This window comes from Serratia sp. PL7 (assembly GCF_945957435.1).
In genome coordinates this window covers 280,003-300,451 of record NZ_CAMFLB010000009.1, presented here as the reverse complement: position 1 = coordinate 300,451, position 20,449 = coordinate 280,003, and the positions used below count along the sequence as shown (strand labels likewise).

18 protein-coding genes are annotated in these 20,449 nt (G+C 58.5%); 10 read left to right on the top strand and 8 right to left on the bottom strand.

What is annotated here, in order from left to right; genetic code table 11:
- The first annotated feature begins 123 nt into the window (after window positions 1-123).
- The gene (locus N6G83_RS30555) at window positions 124-813 is read left to right on the top strand and encodes a FadR/GntR family transcriptional regulator (RefSeq protein ID WP_033636503.1); all 690 of its coding nucleotides are present in this window, start codon (window positions 124-126) and stop codon (window positions 811-813) included.
- Window positions 814-880: 67 nt separating this feature from the next.
- Window positions 881-2,296, top strand: a complete 1,416-nt coding sequence (gene mdtD / locus N6G83_RS30550; protein ID WP_025160302.1) for a multidrug transporter subunit MdtD — start codon at window positions 881-883, stop codon at window positions 2,294-2,296.
- Here mdtD and rbsR read toward each other — a convergent pair.
- The 7 genes from rbsR to kup all read right to left on the bottom strand — a co-directional run bounded on the left by rbsR (window position 2,293) and on the right by kup (window position 10,145).
- Window positions 2,293-3,294 (bottom strand): ribose operon transcriptional repressor RbsR, encoded by a 1,002-nt coding sequence (gene rbsR / locus N6G83_RS30545; protein WP_043140692.1) that lies wholly within the window; start codon window positions 3,292-3,294, stop codon window positions 2,293-2,295. The two genes, mdtD and rbsR, sit on opposite strands and share 4 nt — an antisense overlap.
- Window positions 3,295-3,298: 4 nt before the next feature.
- Window positions 3,299-4,225, bottom strand: coding sequence for a ribokinase (rbsK, locus tag N6G83_RS30540; protein ID WP_060434936.1), 927 nt, complete (start codon window positions 4,223-4,225; stop codon window positions 3,299-3,301).
- 61 nt (window positions 4,226-4,286) lie between these two features.
- A complete protein-coding gene (gene rbsB / locus N6G83_RS30535) occupies window positions 4,287-5,174 on the bottom strand; it encodes a ribose ABC transporter substrate-binding protein RbsB (protein ID WP_025304729.1) in 888 nt (295 codons plus the stop codon).
- 24 nt (window positions 5,175-5,198) lie between these two features.
- On the bottom strand, window positions 5,199-6,167 hold the full coding sequence (rbsC, locus tag N6G83_RS30530; protein WP_025304730.1) for a ribose ABC transporter permease: 969 nt from the start codon (window positions 6,165-6,167) through the stop codon (window positions 5,199-5,201).
- A 6-nt stretch (window positions 6,168-6,173) separates the two neighbouring features.
- The gene (gene rbsA, locus N6G83_RS30525; protein ID WP_025304731.1) at window positions 6,174-7,679 is read right to left on the bottom strand and encodes a ribose ABC transporter ATP-binding protein RbsA; all 1,506 of its coding nucleotides are present in this window, start codon (window positions 7,677-7,679) and stop codon (window positions 6,174-6,176) included.
- A 7-nt stretch (window positions 7,680-7,686) separates the two neighbouring features.
- Window positions 7,687-8,106, bottom strand: a complete 420-nt coding sequence (gene rbsD / locus N6G83_RS30520) for a D-ribose pyranase (protein ID WP_260516042.1) — start codon at window positions 8,104-8,106, stop codon at window positions 7,687-7,689.
- Between the two features lie 170 nt (window positions 8,107-8,276).
- Entirely contained in the window at window positions 8,277-10,145 is a 1,869-nt protein-coding gene (gene kup, locus N6G83_RS30515) for a low affinity potassium transporter Kup (protein WP_015379467.1), read from the bottom strand.
- A 283-nt stretch (window positions 10,146-10,428) separates the two neighbouring features.
- Between kup and ravA the strand changes: the two genes are divergently transcribed.
- Window positions 10,429-11,937: an ATPase RavA gene (gene ravA, locus N6G83_RS30510; protein WP_025304733.1), complete on the top strand. Its 1,509-nt coding sequence runs from the start codon at window positions 10,429-10,431 to the stop codon at window positions 11,935-11,937.
- Window positions 11,938-11,939: 2 nt separating this feature from the next.
- A complete protein-coding gene (gene viaA, locus N6G83_RS30505; protein ID WP_004933781.1) occupies window positions 11,940-13,403 on the top strand; it encodes an ATPase RavA stimulator ViaA in 1,464 nt (487 codons plus the stop codon).
- Window positions 13,404-13,407: 4 nt separating this feature from the next.
- On the opposite strand, the gene asnA is transcribed toward viaA, so the two are convergent.
- Window positions 13,408-14,400, bottom strand: coding sequence for an aspartate--ammonia ligase (gene asnA, locus N6G83_RS30500; RefSeq protein ID WP_049207099.1), 993 nt, complete (start codon window positions 14,398-14,400; stop codon window positions 13,408-13,410).
- 155 nt (window positions 14,401-14,555) lie between these two features.
- Between asnA and asnC the strand changes: the two genes are divergently transcribed.
- From asnC to atpB, 6 genes are all read left to right on the top strand, one after another.
- Entirely contained in the window at window positions 14,556-15,017 is a 462-nt protein-coding gene (gene asnC / locus N6G83_RS30495; RefSeq protein WP_004933786.1) for a transcriptional regulator AsnC, read from the top strand.
- A gap of 100 nt (window positions 15,018-15,117) precedes the next feature.
- Window positions 15,118-15,558, top strand: coding sequence for an FMN-binding protein MioC (mioC, locus tag N6G83_RS30490; RefSeq protein ID WP_025304736.1), 441 nt, complete (start codon window positions 15,118-15,120; stop codon window positions 15,556-15,558).
- A 380-nt stretch (window positions 15,559-15,938) separates the two neighbouring features.
- Complete coding sequence (gene mnmG / locus N6G83_RS30485) at window positions 15,939-17,828, top strand: tRNA uridine-5-carboxymethylaminomethyl(34) synthesis enzyme MnmG (protein WP_043140713.1); 1,890 nt, start codon at window positions 15,939-15,941, stop codon at window positions 17,826-17,828.
- Between the two features lie 138 nt (window positions 17,829-17,966).
- A complete protein-coding gene (rsmG, locus tag N6G83_RS30480) occupies window positions 17,967-18,587 on the top strand; it encodes a 16S rRNA (guanine(527)-N(7))-methyltransferase RsmG (RefSeq protein ID WP_260516040.1) in 621 nt (206 codons plus the stop codon).
- A gap of 639 nt (window positions 18,588-19,226) precedes the next feature.
- Window positions 19,227-19,610 carry a F0F1 ATP synthase subunit I gene (gene atpI, locus N6G83_RS30475; protein ID WP_025304739.1) on the top strand — a complete coding sequence of 128 codons (384 nt, stop codon included), beginning with the start codon at window positions 19,227-19,229 and terminating at the stop codon, window positions 19,608-19,610.
- A gap of 22 nt (window positions 19,611-19,632) precedes the next feature.
- Window positions 19,633-20,409: a F0F1 ATP synthase subunit A gene (gene atpB, locus N6G83_RS30470; protein WP_025304740.1), complete on the top strand. Its 777-nt coding sequence runs from the start codon at window positions 19,633-19,635 to the stop codon at window positions 20,407-20,409.
- The last annotated feature ends 40 nt before the right edge of the window (window positions 20,410-20,449 follow it).

Genomic DNA, 20,449 nt, shown 5'->3' with positions numbered 1-20,449 from the left:
TTTTTTTTCAACAAAAGGGCGAAAAAGCGACGAATTTATGTCACTTTTTCCAGCAAACAGCCATAAAAGCTGGCGATCGCTGGAGTAAAATAGAAGTAACGATGTCAGTAAGGACCCGCAGCCATGCCGCTAAATGCACAACAACAGGCCGCCCAACGCAATCTTTCTTATCTGCTTGCAGAGAAACTCGGCCAACAAATTCTGGCGGGCGATTATCAGGCCGGTAGCATCCTGCCCGGTGAAATGGAACTGGGCGAGCAATTCGGCGTCAGCCGCACCGCAGTACGCGAAGCGGTAAAGATGTTAGCCGCCAAAGGCATGTTGCTACCGCGCCCGCGCATCGGCACCCGCGTGATGCCGCAGAGCCAATGGAATTTCCTCGATCAGGATTTACTGACCTGGTGGATGACGCGGGAAAACTTCGATCAGGTGATGCAACACTTCCTTATCTTGCGCACCTCGCTGGAGCCACAGGCCTGTGCGTTGGCAGCAAACCACGCCAGCCCACAGCAAACCAAGCTGCTGGCGGAGCTGATGGCGGAAATGCGCGCGCTGCATACCCAGTTTGACCGCGAGCGCTGGATCCAGGTCGATACCCAATTCCACCAGCTCATCTATGAGGCCAGCGGCAACCCGTTCCTGACCTCGTTCGCCAACCTGTTCAGTTCGGTGTACCAAAGCTACTTCCGCGCCATCACCGGTAATGAAGTGATCAAGCTGCGCCATCATCAGGCTATCGTCGATGCGATACTCGCCGGGGACAGCGCCGGCGCGCTCGTCGCCTGCCAGGTGCTGCTGAAAGAGAAAGACTAGACACGCTCCCCGCTTATATATAGAAGAAAGAGACGAGGGACAGACGACCATTTAACCAGGACCGACCATGACCCAATCCGCGCGCAGTATGGCAGGACTACCGTGGATCGCCGCAATGGCGTTCTTTATGCAGGCGCTGGACGCCACTATCCTCAACACCGCGCTGCCGGCGATCGCCCAAAGCCTGGGGCGTTCGCCATTGGCGATGCAATCGGCCGTCATCAGCTATACGCTGACGGTGGCGATGCTGATCCCGGTCAGCGGCTGGCTGGCGGACCGCTTCGGCACCCGGCGCGTGTTCATCTTCGCCGTCACGCTATTCACCCTCGGCTCGCTGCTGTGCGCCCTCTCCCCCACGTTGAGCGCGCTGGTCGCCTCTCGCGTGCTGCAGGGCATCGGCGGCGCGATGATGATGCCGGTCGCGCGGTTGGCGCTGCTGCGCGCCTACCCGCGCAGCGAACTGCTGCCGGTGCTGAACTTCGTCACCATGCCCGGCCTGGTCGGGCCGATTCTGGGGCCGCTGCTGGGCGGGTGGCTGGTCACCTACGCCACCTGGCACTGGATTTTCCTGATCAATATCCCTATCGGCCTGCTCGGCATCTTCTATGCGCGCAAATACATGCCGGACTTCACTACGCCCAAACGCCGCTTCGATTTTCTTGGCTTCATGCTGTTCGGCCTGAGCCTGGTGCTGATCTCCACCGGGCTGGAGCTGTTTGGCGAGCGGGTACTGGCAAGCTACGTTTCGCTGGGTATTCTGCTCAGCGGCTTTGTGATGCTGTTCGGCTACATCGCGCACGCCCGCCGTCACCCTCAGCCGCTGATCGGTCTCGACCTGTTCAAAACCCGCACCTTCTCGGTCGGTATCGCCGGCAACGTCGCCTCCAGGCTGGGCACCGGCTGCGTGCCATTTTTAATGCCGCTCATGCTGCAGGTGGGATTCGGCTATACGGCGATCGTCGCCGGTTGCATGATGGCGCCAACAGCCATCGGCTCGCTGATGGCGAAATCCACCGTCACTCAGGTGCTGCGCTGGTTCGGCTACCGTAAAACGCTGGTCGGCATTACCGTTATCATCGGAGTGCTGATCGCCCAGTTCGCCCTGCAAAGCCCGGGCATGCCGCTGTGGCTGATGATCCTGCCGCTGTTCGTGCTGGGCATGGCGATGTCCACCCAGTTTACCGCCATGAACACCATCAGCCTGGCAGATTTGAACGACGCCAACGCCAGCGCCGGCAACAGCGTCCTGGCGGTCACCCAGCAGCTGTCCATCAGCTTCGGCGTGGCGATCAGCGCGGCGGTGCTGCGTTTTTACGAATCCCTGTCGTTAGGCACCATGATCGACCACTTCCATTACACCTTTATCACCATGGGGATCGTCACCGTGGCGTCGGCGCTGGTGTTTATGTTGCTGAGAAGGAAAGATGGCCGCAATTTGATCAGCGGCCAGGAAAGCAAGAAAGAAGCCAAGGCGGCGAGTTAACGGCGGCCCACCGATGCGCGTTCCACCAGCTCGGGCGTCAGCACCAGCACCTGGGGCGCGCGCTCCGGGTTCTGCAGGCGGTTGATCAGCGCATCGATCGCCAGTTCGCCCAGCGAATCCTTCGGCTGATGAATGGTGCTCAGCGGCGGCGCCAGATAACGCGCCAACTCAATGTCATCGTAGCCCATCACCGCCATATCCTGCGGCACGGAAAGCCCGGCCTGATACAGCGCCTGATAAACGCCTACCGCCACCGCGTCGTTGCCGGCAAATACCGCATGCGGAGGCTCGTTCAGCGCCAGCAGTTGGCGCATGGCGTTCACCCCGCCCTCAAACTCAAAATCGCAATGCACTTCATACCCTGGCGAAACCGGCAATCCGGCGCGACGCATTGCGTTGCGATAGCCTTCCAGTCGGTGACGAGCGGTGGTTTTATCCTCCGGGCCAGCAATGCAGGCAATCTTGCGGTAGCCGCGGGCGATCAGATGATCGGTCGCCATCTCGCCGCCCAGCAGCGAGTTATCCTGAATAATGTCGTTGGCGCCCTCGAACGGCGCCCAGTCCATCATCACGATCGGCAATGACGGGTAGCGGCTCAGGGCATCTTGCGATGGCCGGTGGTTTTCGGTGCACATCAACAACAAACCGTCGACGCGCTTTTGCAGCAGCGTCTCCATGCTGCGGTTCATGCGCGCGGCGTCTTCTTCGGTATTGCACAGGATTAAACTGTAGCCACGTTCATAGCAGCTGCGCTCCACGCCGCGCACCACTTCGGCATAAAACGGGTTGTTGCTGGCGGTCACCAGCATGCCGATGGTGCGCGTCTGATTGAGCTTCAGGCTGCGCGCCAGCGCAGAAGGCGCATAGTTCAGCTGTTCCACGGCCGCCATGACCTTGTCGCGCACGCTGTCGCTGACAAAACGATTATTGTTGACCACATGCGACACGGTAGAGGTTGAAACGCCCGCCAGGCGGGCGACATCTTTCATGGTGGCCAAAGGATCACCCCTGCTGCTGCAAGAAGGCGTCGATCTCTTCACGCCAGGGCACCGAAGGTTGCGCGCCGGGGCGGGTCACGGCGATCGCCGCCGCCGCATGGGCGAAACGCACCGCATCGGCCATGATCTTGCCTTCCAACAGGGCGGTCACCAGCGCACCGTTAAAGGTATCGCCGGCGGCGATGGTATCCACCGCTTGCACCTTAAAACCGGGCACCCGTTTGCCGTTGCCGTTTTCGCTCAGCCACACGCCGCGGCTACCGAGGGTGATGATCACCGTCGCGATGCCCTTGTCGTGCAGCGCCTGCGCCGCACGCGCCGCATCCGCTTCGTTGTCCACGGCGATGCCGGTCAGGCGCTGGGCTTCGGTTTCATTCGGGGTGATCATATCGATCATGCCCAGCAGCTCGTCCGGCAGCTCACGCGCCGGAGCCGGGTTGAGGATCACCTGCGTTTGATGTTGTTTCGCCAGGCGGGCGGCGGCGATCACCGTCTCCAGCGGCGACTCGAGCTGCATCAGCAGGGCATCGGCGTCGATCACTTTTTGTTGGTAGCGCGCCAGGTAATCCGGCGTTACCGCGGCGTTGGCGCCGGCATCGATGCCGATCACGTTCTCGCCTTCGGCGTTGACGAAGATCAGCGCCACGCCGGTGGTGGTGTCGGCGATGGCTTCAATCGGCTGGGTATCAATGCAATCGCTCGCCAGCTGCCGGCGGACACGTTCGCCGATATCGTCGGCGCCCACGCAGGCGATAAAGGCGATCTTCGCCCCGCTGCGCCCGGCCGCCACCGCCTGATTCGCGCCCTTGCCGCCAAACGCCACCTTATACTGTTTCCCGATCACCGTTTCGCCCGGGTGGGGGAACTGTTCAATATTGAGGATATGGTCGGCATTGATGCTGCCAAGAACCACCAGCTTACCTGTTTCCATCGCATTGATTCCTGAATTGCGCGCCATCGTAAACGCCCCGTTCCGATGGCGCTGGTATGACTTACTGAGTGACCAGTTTCAAATCGACCGGGATGGTCGCCGGCACTTTTTCGCCTTTCAGCACTTTATCGGCGGTTTCCACGCCGATCACGCCGATCTGATCGGGACGCTGCGCCACCGTCGCCGCCAGCTTGCCGCCTTCGACCGCTTTCACGCCGTCAGCGGTGCCGTCGAAGCCTACCACGATCACGTCGGTTTTACCGGCGGTTTGCAGCGCGCGCAGCGCACCCAGCGCCATTTCATCGTTCTGGGCGAACACCGCCTGCACATCCGGGTGCGCGGTCAGCAGGTTCTGCATCACGTTCAGGCCCTTGGTGCGATCGAAATCGGCCGGCTGACTGGCCAACAGTTTGAATTTATTCTGATCCAGCGACTGCTTGAAGCCTTCACCGCGTTCACGCGCGGCAGAGGTGCCGGCGATGCCTTCCAGCTGAATCACCTTGGCATCGGCGCCCGCTTTCTTGGCGATGAAATCACCGGCCATTTTGCCGCCCACGCGGTTATCCGAAGCGATGTGGCTCACCACGTCACCCTTGCTCGCCACGCGGTCCAGCGTGATGACCGGGATCTTAGCCTGGTTGGCCATCTTGATGGCGTTACCCACCGCATCGGAGTCGGTCGGGTTGATCAACAGCAGCTTGGGCGCCCGCACCATCAGATCCTGCACGTTGGCCAGCTCTTTCGCCGGGTTGTTCTGGGAATCCAGCACCACCAGGTTGTAGCCCAGCTTGTTGGCCTCTTGCTGCGCCCCATCCTTCATCGAGACGAAGAACGGGTTGTTGAGGGTGGACACCACCAGCGCGATGGTGTCTTTGGCCATGGCATTGGCGCTCAGGGTGGCGCTCAGCGCGATGGCGGAAGCTAAGGTTGCCAGTTTTTTCATTTTCATCATCGTGATTCCTGTAGGGGGAGGTTACTTGTTGCTTTTGTTATCTACCAGAACCGCCAGCAGTATCACCACTGCCTTCACGATCATTTGGTAGTAGGAAGAAACACCCAATAAATTCAGGCCGTTGTTCAGGAAGCCGAGGATCAGCGCCCCGATCAGCGTGCCGACGATGCGCCCCTTGCCGCCGGCCAGGCTGGTGCCGCCCAGCACCACGGCGGCGATGGCGTCCAGCTCATAGCCGGTGCCGGCGGTCGGCTGCGCCGACGACAGGCGCGCCACTTCGATCACCCCGGCCAGCGCCGCCAGCAGGCCGCACAGCGAGTAGACGATAATCTTCACTTTATCGACGCTGATGCCGGACAGGCGGGTCGCCGCTTCGTTGCCGCCCAGGGCATAAATATAGCGGCCCAGGCGCGTATGGTGCAGCATATACCAGGCGGCGATGAACACGATCGCCATGATCCAGATCGGCGTAGGCACGCCCAGCGGACGGCCGATGCCGAACCAGCCGAAGGTGTCGGCCACGTCGGTGAAACCGGTATTGACCGGGCTGCCGTTGGTGTACACCATGGTGACGCCGCGCAGCAGCAGCATCATCACCAGCGTGGCGATAAAGGCCTGCACCTTGCCTTTAGCGACGATCACCCCGGTACAGGCGCCAATCGCGGCGCCGAGCGCCAGTGCCGCCGCCACCGCCACCAGCGCGTTGACCTCAAAGCCGACGATCGACGCCGCCACCGCGCCGGTCAGGGCCAACAGCGATCCTACCGACAGATCGATGCCGGACGTGAGGATCACCAGCGTCATCCCCACCGCCATGATGGCGTTCACCGAAGTCTGCTGCAGAATATTGAACAGGTTGTTCAGGGTGAAGAAGTTCGGGCTCATGGAAGAGACCACGGCGATCAGCACCAGCAGCGCAATCAACGACTTCTGCTCTAACAGCCACTCTTTACTGAACCAGCGCTTGGCTGCGATAGTCTGGGAACTCATATCTGATTACTCCTGCTTTACGCCGTATTGCTTGCCGACGGCTGCCGCCATCAACGCTTCCTGGGTGGCCTGTTCAATCGGGAACTCGCCGCTGAGATGCCCTTCGTGCATCACCAGAATGCGATCGCTCATGCCCATCACCTCCGGCATTTCCGAAGACACCAGAATGATGCTCAGCCCTTCCTGCTTGAACTGGTTGATTAACTGATAGATCTCTTTTTTGGCGCCGACGTCGACACCGCGCGTCGGCTCATCGAGGATCAGCACTTTCGGCCGGGTCATCAAACCACGGGCGATCGCCACTTTTTGCTGGTTGCCGCCGGAAAGCAGGCCGATCGGCTGCTCCATCGACGGCGTTTTGATATTGAACAGGCGGATGAAATCCCCCACCGCCTGCCGCTCGTCGGCCTGTTTCAGGCTGCCGTCGGCGCGGCTGAAGTAGCGCAGCGCGGTCAGCGACATGTTTTCCTTCACCGACATGCCCAGCACCAGGCCGTCGCGCTTGCGGTCTTCCGAGATATAGACGATGCCGTTCGCCAACCCGTCCTGCGGCGAGTGGGTGACCACGTCGCGGCCGTCCAGGCTGACGGTGCCGGCCTTACGCGGCGCGGCGCCGTACAGGATCTTCATCAATTCAGTGCGCCCGGCGCCCATCAGCCCGGCCACACCGAGGATCTCGCCGCGGTACAGCGTAAAGCTGACGTCTTCAACGCCGGGTCCGGAAAGGTGGCTGACGTCCAGCCGCTTTTCCCCGCGCGGCAAATCAAGGCGCGGGTATTGTTCTTCCAGCTTGCGGCCGACCATCATCTCTATCAGCGAATCTTCCTGCAGCTCGCTCACCGGCCGCTCAGCGATGAACTGCCCGTCGCGGAACACGGTCACGTCGTCGCAGATTTCAAAAATCTCTTTCAGGCGGTGCGAGATATAAACGATGCCGCGCCCTTCGGCCTTCAGCTCGTTGATCACCTTGAACAGCGAGGCGGTTTCGGTGTCGGTCAGCGCATCGGTCGGTTCGTCCATGATGATCACTTTCGATTCGAAGCTCAGTACCTTGGCGATCTCCACCATCTGCTGATCGCCGATCGACAGCTCCCCCACCAGCCGGTGGCTGCTGTAGCGCAGGTTGAGGCGCGCCAACAAGCGATCGGCCTCGGCGTACATGCGCTTCCAGTCAATGCGGCCGAAACGGTTGACGAACTCGCGGCCGAGGAAGATGTTTTCCGCAATCGTCAGCTGCGGGATCAGGTTCAGCTCCTGATGGATAATGCCGATGCCCGCTTCCTGCGAATCCTTAGGCCCGTTGAATACCACCTCTTTACCGAGAAAATACTGACTGCCGGCGTCTTTCTGGTAGATGCCGGTCAGCACTTTCATCATGGTGGACTTCCCGGCGCCGTTTTCCCCCACCAGCGCCATCACCTTGCCGGGATAAACACTGAGGGCGGCGCCGGAAAGCGCCTTCACGCCGGGAAAGGCTTTATCAATCCCTTTCAGTTGCAGTAAAGGTTGCATACGCGCCTCAGAAAGTTACGCCTGCGCACAGGATCACGTTCGCGTAAGGCGAACACTCCCCACTGCGGATCACCGCCCGGCTGTGCTCGGTTTGCGCTTTAAACGCCTGATGGCTGATATAACGCACGCCGATGGTATTGCCCTGGCGTTGGCCCAGTGCGGTCAGTTCAGCCAACAATGCCTCGTGGAGCGGCGGATTTTGTTTCACGATTTCTTCCGCCAGGATGGCGCTTTCTACCTGCATCTCTTGCGTGACCGCCGCGAACACCTGCATGAAGGTCGGCACGCCCTGCGTCAGCGCCAGATCGATGCGCTGCGTCGCCGCCGGTATCGGCAAACCCGCATCGCACAAGGTGAGCTGATCGGTATGCCCCAGCCGGGCAATCACGGCAGACACGTCGGAATTCAGTAATACGCCTTTTTTCATCTTCTCACTCCGCTAGCGAAACGTTTCGCTCTCTGGAGGAGTTTAAAAAAACGGCAGGGGAAGGCAACCGGGACAATGCAGAAGTGTGATCGCTATCGAAACGTTTCGTTCGCGCGTGGAAAAAGCGCAAACAAAAGGGGCTCAGCCATGCTGAGCCCCTGTCAGGCGGGTTAGATCTCGACCTGCGTGCCGAGCTCGATGACCCGGTTCGGCGGGATCTCAAACTGATCCGGCGCCCGCAGCGCGTTGCGGCTCAGAGCGACGAACAGCTTGCCGCGCAGGTAGAGGTACCATGGCCGCTTGGTGAGGATCAGCGATTCATGGGACATGAAGAACGACGTCTCCGACATGCGGCACGGCAACCCTTCCAGCCCGCAGCGGTGGAACACTTCCTCCACGTTCGGCGTTTCGCGCCAGCCGTAGCTGGCCACCACCCGCCAGAAGGTCGGCGACAGCTGCTCGATGGTCACCCGGCGCACGTTGTGCACGTAAGGCGCATCCTCGGTGCGCAGCGTCAGCAGCACCACGCGCTCATGCAGCACCTTATTGTGTTTCAGGTTATGCAACAGCGCAAAAGGAATGACGTTGGTGGCGCGCGACAGGAACACCGCGGTACCCGGCACCCGCACCGGCGGCGATTTCTCCAGCGAGGCGATCATCGCCTCCAGCGAGTTGCCGTGTTCGTGCAGGCGGCGCAGCAGGCGGAAGCGCTCGCTCTTCCAGGTGGTCATAATGATGAACATCACCAGCGCCAAGGTCAGCGGCAACCAACCGCCAGAGAACAGCTTCAGGGCGTTGGCGGAGAACATCGGCACGTCGATGATCAGCAAGATGGTTACGATGCCGATCGCCAGGAAGCGGTTCCAGTGCCAGTTATTAATCGCCACCGAAGTGACCAGAATGCTGGTCAGCACCATGGTGCCGGTGACGGCGATGCCGTACGCCGCCGCCAGGTTGCTGGAGTGCTCGAAACCTATGATCACCAGCACCACCGAGATGTACAGCGTCCAGTTGATCACCGGAATGTAGATCTGGCCGGATTCCATTTCCGAGGTGTGAATGATGCGCATCGGCGACAGATAGCCCAGGCGCACCGCCTGGCGAGTCAGCGAGAAGACGCCGGAAATCACCGCCTGCGAAGCGATCACCGTCGCCAGGGTCGCCAGAATCAGCAGCGGGATCAGCGCCCAATCGGGCGCCAGCAGGAAGAACGGGTTTTTGATCGCCTCCGGATTTTTCAGCAGCAGCGCGCCCTGGCCGAAGTAGTTGAGCACCAGCGAAGGCAGCACCACGGTGAACCAGGCCAGGCGGATCGGGAACTTGCCGAAGTGCCCCATATCGGCATACAGCGCCTCAACGCCGGTGATAGACAGCACCACCGCCCCCAGCGCGAAGAACGACACCTTCTTATATTCCATAAAGAAGTTGAGCGCCCATTTGGGGTTCAGCGCCTGCAGCACTTCCGGGTTCGAAATGATGCTGCGCGCGCCCAGCACCGCCAACACGATGAACCACAGCAGCATTACCGGGGCGAACAGCTTGCCGACGCTGCCGGTGCCGTGTTTTTGGATAACGAACAGCAGCGTCAGCACCAGAATGGAGAGCGGGACGATATAGGCGTCGAGCGCAGGCGCGGCTATTTCCAATCCTTCTATCGCCGACATCACCGAGATCGCCGGGGTGATCACCACCTCGCCATAGAAGAAGCTGCCGCCGATCAGGCCCAGTATCACCAGCACCGCGGTGGTGCGCGCCGAGGTGTTGCGCCCGGCCAGCGACATCAGCGTCAGAATGCCGCCCTCGCCGGCGTTGTCCGCACGCATCACGTAGGTGAGATATTTGAGGGAAACGATCACGATCAGCATCCAGAAAATCAGCGACAGGAAGCCGAAAACCACGTCTGGACGAACATCGAAGCCGTAATGGCCAGAGAAACACTCTCTCAGCGTATAGAGAGGGCTGGTGCCGATATCACCGTAGACCACGCCGATGGCCGCCAGGGTTACCGCCGATAAGGACTGCTTATGCTCTGCGCTCATAATTCGTTTCTTTATCAGAACATCCGTTAGCGATGCATCCGCATCAGGCAAAATACGGGCTCAAAGATCCGTCACGCCCACCAGAAAGCCGCACAGTATGCACCATTTATACGGCTTGCCTACCCTTATATCAGAGCCGAAAAATAAACAAAATGTGAACCGGATATCCGACTCAACTGAGAAAAATTTTACTAATCAATAAGCTATACCATTAAAAATAATGGTGGTTTATCATCGAATTATCGACCAAGATTGGCTAACTCTCGGACAATACGACGATTATATGACGCCATCATCCCTTCTGGCAGAACGAATTTCCCGCCTCAGCAGCGCGCTGGAGAGCGGCCTCTATGAGCGGCAAGAGGCAATCCGCCTGTGCCTGCTGGCGGCGCTGAGCGGCGAAAGCGTATTCTTGCTCGGCCCGCCCGGCATCGCCAAGAGCCTGATCGCGCGCCGGCTGAAGTTTGCCTTCCGCAACGCCCGCTCCTTTGAATACCTGATGACGCGCTTTTCCACGCCGGAAGAGGTCTTCGGCCCGCTCTCGATTCAGGCGCTGAAAGACGAAGGGCGCTATCAGCGCCTGACCGCCGGCTATCTGCCGGAAGCGGAGATCGTGTTTCTGGACGAGATCTGGAAGGCCGGCCCGGCGATCCTCAACACCCTGCTGACGGCGATCAACGAACGGCGCTTTCGCAACGGCAACAGCGAAGAACCGATCCCGCTGCGCCTGCTGGTCACCGCCTCCAACGAACTGCCCGAAGCGGACAACAGCCTCGAAGCCTTATATGACCGCATGCTTATCCGCCTGTGGCTGGACAAGGTGCAGGATAAACAGAATTTCCGCTCGCTGCTGGTCAACCGCCAGAGCGAAAGCCAAAACCCGGTGCCGGCGGCGCTGAGCATCAGCGACGAAGAGTTTCTGCAGTGGCAGCCGCAGATCGACAAGGTGGCGCTGCCGGAAGCCTGCTTTGAGCTGATTTTCCAGCTGCGTCAGCGGCTGGACGCGCTGGAGCAGGCGCCATACGTCTCCGATCGGCGCTGGAAAAAAGCCCTGCGTCTGCTGCAGGCCTGCGCCTTCTTCAGCGGGCGCGATGCCATCGCCCCGCTCGACCTGATGCTATTGAAAGACTGCCTGTGGCACGATCTCACCTCGCTGAAGCTGCTGCAACAGCAGATCGATCAGCTGCTGACCGAGTCGGCCTATCAGCAGCAGTCGATGCTGATCCAGTTGCAACAGATCCATACCCGCTGGCTGCAGGACCAGCAGCAGCAAAGCGATCGGCAGGCCATCAGCCTGGTGAAAAAGGGCGGCATGTTCAGCCGCAAACCGCAATATGCGCCGGCCACGCCGTTCGCCGGCGGCACCCTCACCCTGCTGCTGCAAAAACCGCTGCAGCTGCATGACATTCAGGTCAACCATCTGAGCATTGAGAGCAGCGTGCTGGATAACTGGCTGCAAAAAGGCGGCGACGTGCGCGCCAAGCTGAACGGCATTGGCTTCGCGCAGCCGATCGATTTGGACGTCGATGACCAACTGCACCTGACGGTGCTGGACGTCAGCCGCCAGCCTTCGCTGCTGGCGCTGCCGGGCAAACAGGCCACCGCCACGCCGCAGGCGCTGCTGGATGAAATGGACGCGTTGGCCCAGCGCCTGGCGGAGCAGCGCCGCGCCTTCAGCCAACATCAGCCCTGTCTGTTCACGCCTGCCGCCGGCCTGGCCAAGATCGAAGCCAGTCTGCTGCAAGTGGCGGAACAGGTTAAACAGCAACAGCAGCAAATGCGCGGCCAGTAACCATGCTCAGTCTGGAGACGCTCGATCTGCTTCTGGCGATCACCGAAGGCGAGATGATCGAGGAGATGATCGTCGGCATGCTGGCGGCGCCGCAGCTGTCGGTGTTCTTTAAAAAGTTTCCGGCCCTTCGCCGAGCGCTGGATCGCGATCTGCCACGCTGGAAACTGCAGCTCAAGGAGCGTCTGCAGGAGGCCATGGTGCCGCCGGCGCTGGCGCAGGAATTTTACCGCTACCAACAGTGCCAGCTGGAGAACAATACCCAGTTCTATCACAACCTCAACGACACGATGGAGCTGCTGCGCCAGCTGGTTTCCCCGTTTTATGAACAGGCGCGCGCGCTGGTGGACGCCGCCGATCTGCCCAATCACCCGCTGGACGACAGCTTCCAAACCCTGTTCTTGCAGCGCTGGCGCATCAGCCTGACGCTGCAGGCCACTATGCTGCACCACCAGTTGCTGGAACAAGAGCGCGAGCAGCTGATGGCGGAACTGCAGGAGCGCCTGGCGCTGAGCGGCGCGCTGGAGCCGCTGCTGTCGGAAAACGACACCGCCGCCGGCAGGCTGTGGGACATGAGCAAAGGCCAGCTGCAGCGCGGCGATTACCAGCGGCTGGTGGAGTATGGCAACTTTTTGCAGCAGCAGCCGGAGCTGAAAAAGCTGGCGCAGCAGCTGGGCCGCAGCTATCAGGCCAAGGCGGTGCAGCAACAGGACGCGCAGCCGGAGCCGTTCAGGGTCATGGTGCAGGTGCCGGCCACGCTGCCGGAAGAAGTGAGCGGCATTCATCAGAGCGACGACATCCTGCGTCTGCTGCCGCCGGAGCTGGCGACGCTGGGGATTGAAGAGCTGGAATTCGAGTTTTATCGCCGTCTGTTGGAAAAGCGACTGCTGAGCTACCGTCTGCAGGGCGACGTCTGGCAGGAACAGATCCTGATCCGTCAGGTCACCCACCAGCAGCAGGATCAGCAGCCGCGCGGGCCGTTTATCGTCTGCGTGGACACCTCAGGATCGATGGGCGGCTTCAACGAACAGTGCGCCAAGGCGTTCTGTCTGGCGCTGCTGCGCATTGCGCTGGCGGACAACCGCCGCTGCTACATCATGCTGTTCGCCAACCAGATCGTGCATTACGAACTCACCGCCGCCAGCGGCATCGAGCAGGCCGTGCGTTTTCTCGGTCAGCAGTTTCGCGGCGGCACCGATCTGGCGGCCTGCTTGAACGCCACCGTCACCAAAATGGCGGAGAGTGGCTGGTTCGACGCCGATGCGGTGATCATTTCCGATTTTATCGCCCAGCGGCTGCCGGAGGAGGTAATAAAGAAGGTGAAACAACAGCAGCAAAGCCACCAGCAGCGTTTCCATGCGGTGGCGATGTCCGCCTACGGCAAACCCGGCATCATGCGCATCTTCGATCATATCTGGCGCTTCGATACCGGGCTGAAAAGCAGGTTGATGCGCCGCTGGCGGCGCTAGGCGGTTAGAGCAGGCCTTCGACCGCGCCGCGCACTTCCGGCGACCACACGCCGCACTGCACCTGGCCGATATGCGACAGCTGCAACAGCAGCATCACCAAACGCGACTGACCGATGCCGCCGCCGATGGTCTGCGGCATATCGCCGCGCAGCAGCGACTGGTGCCATTCCAGCTTCATGCGCTCTTCGTCGCCGGTCAGCGCCAGCTGATGTTTCAGCGCCGCGGCGTCGACGCGGATGCCCATGGAAGACAGCTCGAAAGCGTCCTGCAGCACCGGGTTCCACACCACGATATCGCCGTTCAGGCCCGCCAGGCCATCCGCCGTCGGCGTGGTCCAGTCATCATAATCCGGCGCCCGCACATCGTGCGATTTGCCGTGCGACAGCTTGCCGCCGATGCCGATCAGGAACACCGCGCCCAGCTCTTTGGCGATCGCCCGCTCACGCCCTTTGGCGTCCAGATCCGGATAGCGCTGCAGCAGGGTTTCGCTGTGCACGAAGTGGATCTGTTCCGGCAGAAACGGGGTCAGGCCATGCTCACGGCTGACTTCCGCTTCCGTCGCCTTGATCGCGGCGTAAATGCTGCGCACGGTACTTTTCAGGTAGTCCAGACCGCGCTCACCGTCGCCCATCACCCGCTCCCAGTCCCACTGATCGACGTACACCGAGTGGATTGGCGTCAGGCGGTCTTCATCCGGGCGCAGCGCCTTCATATGGGTATACAGGCCCTCGCCGGCGCCGAAATCGTAGCTGCCCAGGGTTTTGCGTTTCCATTTCGCCAGCGAATGCACCACTTCGAAGGTGGCGTCAGGCAGAGTTTTGACCTTAACCTGCACCGCTTTCTCGCTGCCGGAAAGGTTATCCTGCGTGCCGTCGCCCAGACGGCTAAGGATCGGCGCTTGCACTTCGATCAGGCCGAGCTGTTGCTCCAGCTGGCGGGAGAAGAAGGATTTGACCTGGCTGATTTGTTGTTGTTTTTGGATGAACTGTTTTTTCATTGCCGTATCTCTTGTAAACCTGTCTCTGTTGACATCGATTAAGCAACAAAATGACACGTCAATTCAATATCCATTAATCAATATTGCCTTTTCACTTTTAATCGTTCATTTTTACCCGGACAGAATTCAACAATCGTTAATTAATGGGGGATTAAATGGCGGAAATTTATCAGATCGATAATCTCGATCGCGGCATCCTCAACGCCCTGATGGACAATGCGCGCACACCGTACGCCGAACTGGCGAAAAACTTCGCCGTCAGCCCCGGCACCATTCATGTGCGGGTGGAGAAGATGAAACAGGCCGGGATCATCACCGGCGCGCGCATCGACGTCAGCCCCAAACAACTGGGCTACGACGTGTGCTGCTTTATCGGCATCATATTAAAGAGCGCCAAGGACTACCCTTCGGCCCTGAAGAAGCTGGAAAGCCTGGAAGAAGTGGTAGAAGCCTATTACACCACCGGCCACTACAGCGTCTTTATTAAGGTAATGTGCCGATCGATCGACGCGTTGCAACAGGTACTTATCAACAAGATCCAGACCATCGACGAGATCCAGTCTACCGAAACGCTGATCTCGCTGCAGAACCCCATTATGCGCACCATCGTGCCGTAACCCGCCAAATTGCATACCCACATTATCCACAGGTAGATCCCAGCCGATTCACAGCGTACAATGCAGCCACTTTGAGTGAGAAGGTTGGGATCGTTGGTTCATGGCAGACATTACTCTGATCAGTGGCAGTACGCTTGGCAGCGCCGAATACGTGGCTGAACATTTGGCTGAAAAGCTGGAAGACGCGGGTTTCTCTACCGAGATGCTGCACGGCCCTGAACTGGATGAACTGCCGTTGACCGGCCGCTGGCTGGTGGTCTCTTCCACGCACGGCGCCGGCGAACTGCCGGATAACCTTCAGCCGCTGTTGGAACAGATCGCAGAGCAGCAGCCGGATCTTTCCGAGGTGCAGTTCGGCGCCGTCGGTTTGGGCAGTTCGGAATACGACACCTTCTGCGGCGCGATCAAACAGATCGACGATCTGTTGATCGCCAGAGGCGCTAAAAGGATCGGCGATCGTCTCGAGATCGACGTGACCGAGCATGAAATTCCCGAGGATCCGGCCGAGGAATGGGTAAAAACCTGGATTAATTTACTCTAATTCGTCTAAAGATCGCGCGAACGATTGTGGATAACTAAGCTTAAAAGCAGGGTAAAAGCCGTAGTTATCCCAATAACAACCGTAGTGCGCTTTTTGTCCTGTGCATAACAAGCCTTTTAGATCCCAGCTTATCTGCGTCGGGATCACCGATCATTCACAGCAAACGATCCTCCTTAATCTGCTGATCTTCATCGTGAATAGTCACTTATCCACAGAGGATCGCGATCCTAATAAGAGATCTAATAAAGAGATCTTTAAATAAAAAAGATCTTCTTTTAATTACCGACGATCCTGACCACTTGGTCGATCGTCTAAACTTGAGTAGAATCCCCGACCCCAGGGCAAATACGATCGTTCGCAATACGGCGAGGTGCAGTTCCATGTTTTATCCAGATCAATTTGACGTCATCATCATCGGTGGTGGCCATGCAGGTACCGAGGCCGCCATGGCCGCGGCACGCATGGGACGTCAGACTTTATTATTGACACACAATATCGATACGCTGGGACAGATGTCCTGTAACCCGGCGATTGGCGGTATTGGTAAAGGGCATCTGGTTAAGGAAATTGATGCACTCGGTGGCCTGATGGCAACGGCGATCGACCACGCCGGCATCCAGTTTAGGATACTAAACGCCAGCAAAGGCCCAGCCGTTCGCGCCACACGCGCTCAGGCGGATCGCGTACTGTATCGCCAGGCGATCCGTACCGCGTTGGAGAACCAGCCCAACCTGATGATCTTCCAACAACCTGTTGAGGATCTGATCGTCGAAAACGATCGCGTAGTCGGCGCCGTCACCCAAATGGGCCTGAAATTCCGCGCCAAGGCGGTGGTATTGACCGTAGGCACCTTCCTGGACGGCAAGATCCATATCGGTCTGGAAAACTACAGCGGTGGTCGCGCCGGGGATCCACCTTCGATCTCGCTGTCGCAACGTTTGCGAGAACTGCCGCTGCGCGTTAACCGCTTGAAAACCGGTACGCCACCGCGCATCGACGCCCGCACTATCGATTTCAGCGTACTGGCGCCACAACACGGCGATACGCCGGTGCCGGTATTCTCGTTCCTGGGCGATGCCAGCCAACACCCGGAACAAATGGCGTGCTACATCACCCACACCAATGAAAAAACCCATGACGTGATCCGCAACAACCTCGATCGCAGCCCGATGTATGCCGGGATCATCGAAGGGATCGGCCCACGTTACTGCCCGTCGATCGAAGACAAGGTCATGCGCTTTGCCGATCGCAATGCGCACCAGATCTTCCTCGAGCCGGAAGGCCTGACCAGCAACGAGATTTACCCTAACGGGATTTCCACCAGCCTGCCGTTCGACGTGCAGATGCAGATCGTCCGTTCGATGGAAGGAATGCAAAACGCGCGTATTATTCGCCCTGGTTATGCTATCGAGTACGATTTCTTCGATCCGCGCGACCTGAAACCGACGCTGGAAAGCAAATTCATTCAGGGGCTGTTCTTCGCCGGCCAGATTAACGGCACCACCGGGTATGAAGAAGCCGCCGCACAGGGTCTGCTGGCCGGTCTGAACGCCGGTCGCTTCGCCGCCGAACAAGAAGGCTGGGCGCCACGTCGCGATCAGGCTTATCTCGGCGTGCTGGTGGACGACCTCAGCACCCTCGGCACCAAAGAACCGTACCGCATGTTTACCTCACGCGCCGAGTATCGTCTGATGCTGCGCGAAGACAACGCCGATCTCCGCCTGACGGAAAAAGGCCGCGAGCTGGGTCTGGTGGACGACGTGCGTTGGGCGCGTTACAGCGAGAAGCTGGAGCGAATCGAACGCGAACGTCAACGCCTGCGCGACATCTGGATGCACCCGCACGCCGAGAACGTCGAACAGGTCAATGCCTTGCTGAAAGCACCGCTGTCGCGCGAAGCGAACGGCGAAGAGCTGCTGCGCCGCCCGGAGATGGATTACGCGCAGTTGACCGGCACCGACGCCTTTGCGCCGCCGCTGGACGACGTACAAGCGGCCGAACAGGTCGAGATCCAGGTCAAATACGAGGGCTACATCGCTCGCCAACAGGAAGAGATCGAAAAACAGCAGCGCAACGAGAATACCGTGCTGCCGTTGGATCTCGACTACCGTCAGGTTTCGGGGCTGTCGAACGAAGTGATCGCCAAACTGAACGATCACAAACCGAACTCCATCGGCCAGGCTTCGCGCATCTCCGGCATTACGCCGGCGGCGATCTCGATTTTGCTGATCTGGCTGAAAAAGCAGGGACTGCTGCGCCGCAGCGCATAAATCCCGCATCCAGGCGGCCGTTTGTTCATCCCGTAGCCAAACGGCCGCTGACATCACTTGCGCCCTGAATTATCATAGTCGCCTCATTGCGCCAGCTAACCATCCGCTGGTCGTTCAGCGCCTGCCAGAGGATCCGTTGTGCAAAAAAAATTAGACTCGCTGCTTGCGGCAGCTGGCATTGAGCTGCCCGATCAGCAGAAACAGCAGCTGCTGGGCTATGTCGGCATGCTGGATAAGTGGAACAAGGCTTATAACCTCACGTCGGTGCGCGATCCGCAGCAAATGCTGGTGCGCCACATTCTCGACAGCATCGTGGTCAACACGCATCTGCAAGGCTCGCGTTTCATCGATGTCGGCACCGGCCCCGGTTTACCGGGCATTCCGCTGGCGATCGTGCGCCCGGACGCGCATTTCACGCTGCTCGACAGCCTGGGCAAGCGCGTGCGTTTCCTGCGCCAGGTGCAGCATGAGCTGGGTCTGAACAATATCGAGCCGGTGCAGAGCCGCGTCGAAGCGTTCCCCGCCGAGCCGCCGTTCGACGGCGTGATAAGCCGGGCGTTCGCTTCGCTGCAGGATATGCTGTCCTGGTGTCATCACCTGCCGGCGAAAGGGCAGGGGCGTTTTTACGCATTGAAAGGCGTGCGCCCGGATGAAGAATTGGCGCACTTGCCGGAAGGCGTCAGCCTGGAATCCATTGTGCGGCTTCAGGTGCCTGAATTGGAAGGTGAACGCCATCTGGTGGTGCTTAAGGCAAACTGAGTTTGTTTTTGATCAAACAAGCGTGAATTAAAGGTAGTACTAAGCGTAAAGATAAGCAGGCTAATTAATTGGTCGCTTTTTTTAGTTAATTTACTTTCTATTAACACAAAAAACGCGGCTAATTAGCGACAATAGAGTAATTGCATTTTGAAATAGTCACGTTAGCAATCATGTGCGAAAGATTGGCCTTTGCTGCTAATGTTAATTGGCTGTTGGAATATTGCCTCGCTGCTTGTCAATAAAAGGTTTTCGTCGGGTATACGGATTGTTTTTGAACAGTTAACTGATAATGTTTTGATTTATATAATCTTTTGATCGCTCAAATTGCTAAAGACGGTTTGGTTGACCATCGGCTATAAATCAGGAAGGGGTATTACTGTGATCGGCTTCGCGTTTCTAAACGCAACGCTGGAATAATCAGACAATTAAATGCGTCCTATTATTCCGACCGTTTTCTTGTGAAAATAGGCTGGAATAGGGAAATTTAAATAATTGTTCACCTTTTCGCTACTTATCGATTGAATTCGTTGGTATGCCCCGTATAATTTGCTCGTTTTTTGCTGCTTGACTCAGGACAGCAAAAACAGTTGTATACGTCACTCAGCATACCCCCTCAGGGGTACGGAGAGAACAAACGTCATGTCTGTGTCCCTTTACAGCGGGAAAGTCGCACGCAAACTGCTGTTTTTGCAGTTAATGACTTTTGTTCTGATCAGCGTTGCTTTCTGGCTGAAAAGCCCGGAATGGAGCGCTTCGGCGCTGGCAGGCGGTCTCGCCGCCTGGTTGCCGAGTGCAATGTTTATGCTGTTTGCCTTGCGCCATCAGGCGCAAACGCCGGCGCCCGGTAGGGTTGCCTGGTCGTTCGCCATCGGCGAGGGGCTAAAGGTCGTGATCACCATCGTTTTGCTGATCGTGGCGCTGGGGGTGTTCAAGGCGGAGTTTATACCGCTTGGCCTGACCTATTTAGCGGTGTTAGTGGTGCAGATAGTGGCACCGGCCGTGATTAACAGTTACCGAAATTAACTAAATAAAGGGTAGAGGCATCATGTCTGCAGAGGGATACAACAGTCCACAGGAGTATATCGGTCACCACCTGACGCAGCTTCAGGTCGGGACTGGGTTTTGGTCGATTAACCTCGACTCGATGTTTTTCTCCGTCGTCCTCGGGGTTTTGTTCCTGGTGATTTTCCGCAAAGTGGCTAAAAACGCCACCAGCGGCGTGCCGGGTAAACTGCAAACCGCCGTGGAGCTGGTGGTTGGTTTCGTCGACAGCAGCGTGCGCGACATGTACCACGGCAAGAGCAAGGTGATTGCGCCGTTGGCGCTGACCGTGTTCGTCTGGGTGTTCCTGATGAACCTGATGGACCTGATTCCGGTAGACTTCCTGCCGTTCATCGGGGCGCATCTCGGTCTGCCTGCGCTGCGCGTGGTGCCTACCGCTGACGTGAACGTCACGCTGTCTATGGCGCTGGGCGTGTTTATCCTGATTCTGTTCTATAGCATCAAAATGAAAGGCGTTGGCGGGTTCGTTAAAGAGTTGACCATGCAGCCGTTCAACCACCCTGTATTCATTCCTATCAACCTGATTCTTGAAGGTGTCAGCCTGCTGTCCAAACCTGTTTCACTGGGTCTGCGACTGTTCGGCAACATGTATGCGGGTGAGTTGATCTTCATCCTGATTGCCGGCCTGTTGCCGTGGTGGTCACAGTGGGTCCTGAGCTTGCCTTGGGCTATCTTCCACATCCTGATCATTACGCTTCAAGCCTTTATTTTCATGGTTCTGACGATCGTCTATCTGTCGATGGCGTCTGAAGAGCACTGATTTTCTTAAAACACTTGCACTTTTAAACTGAAACAAACTG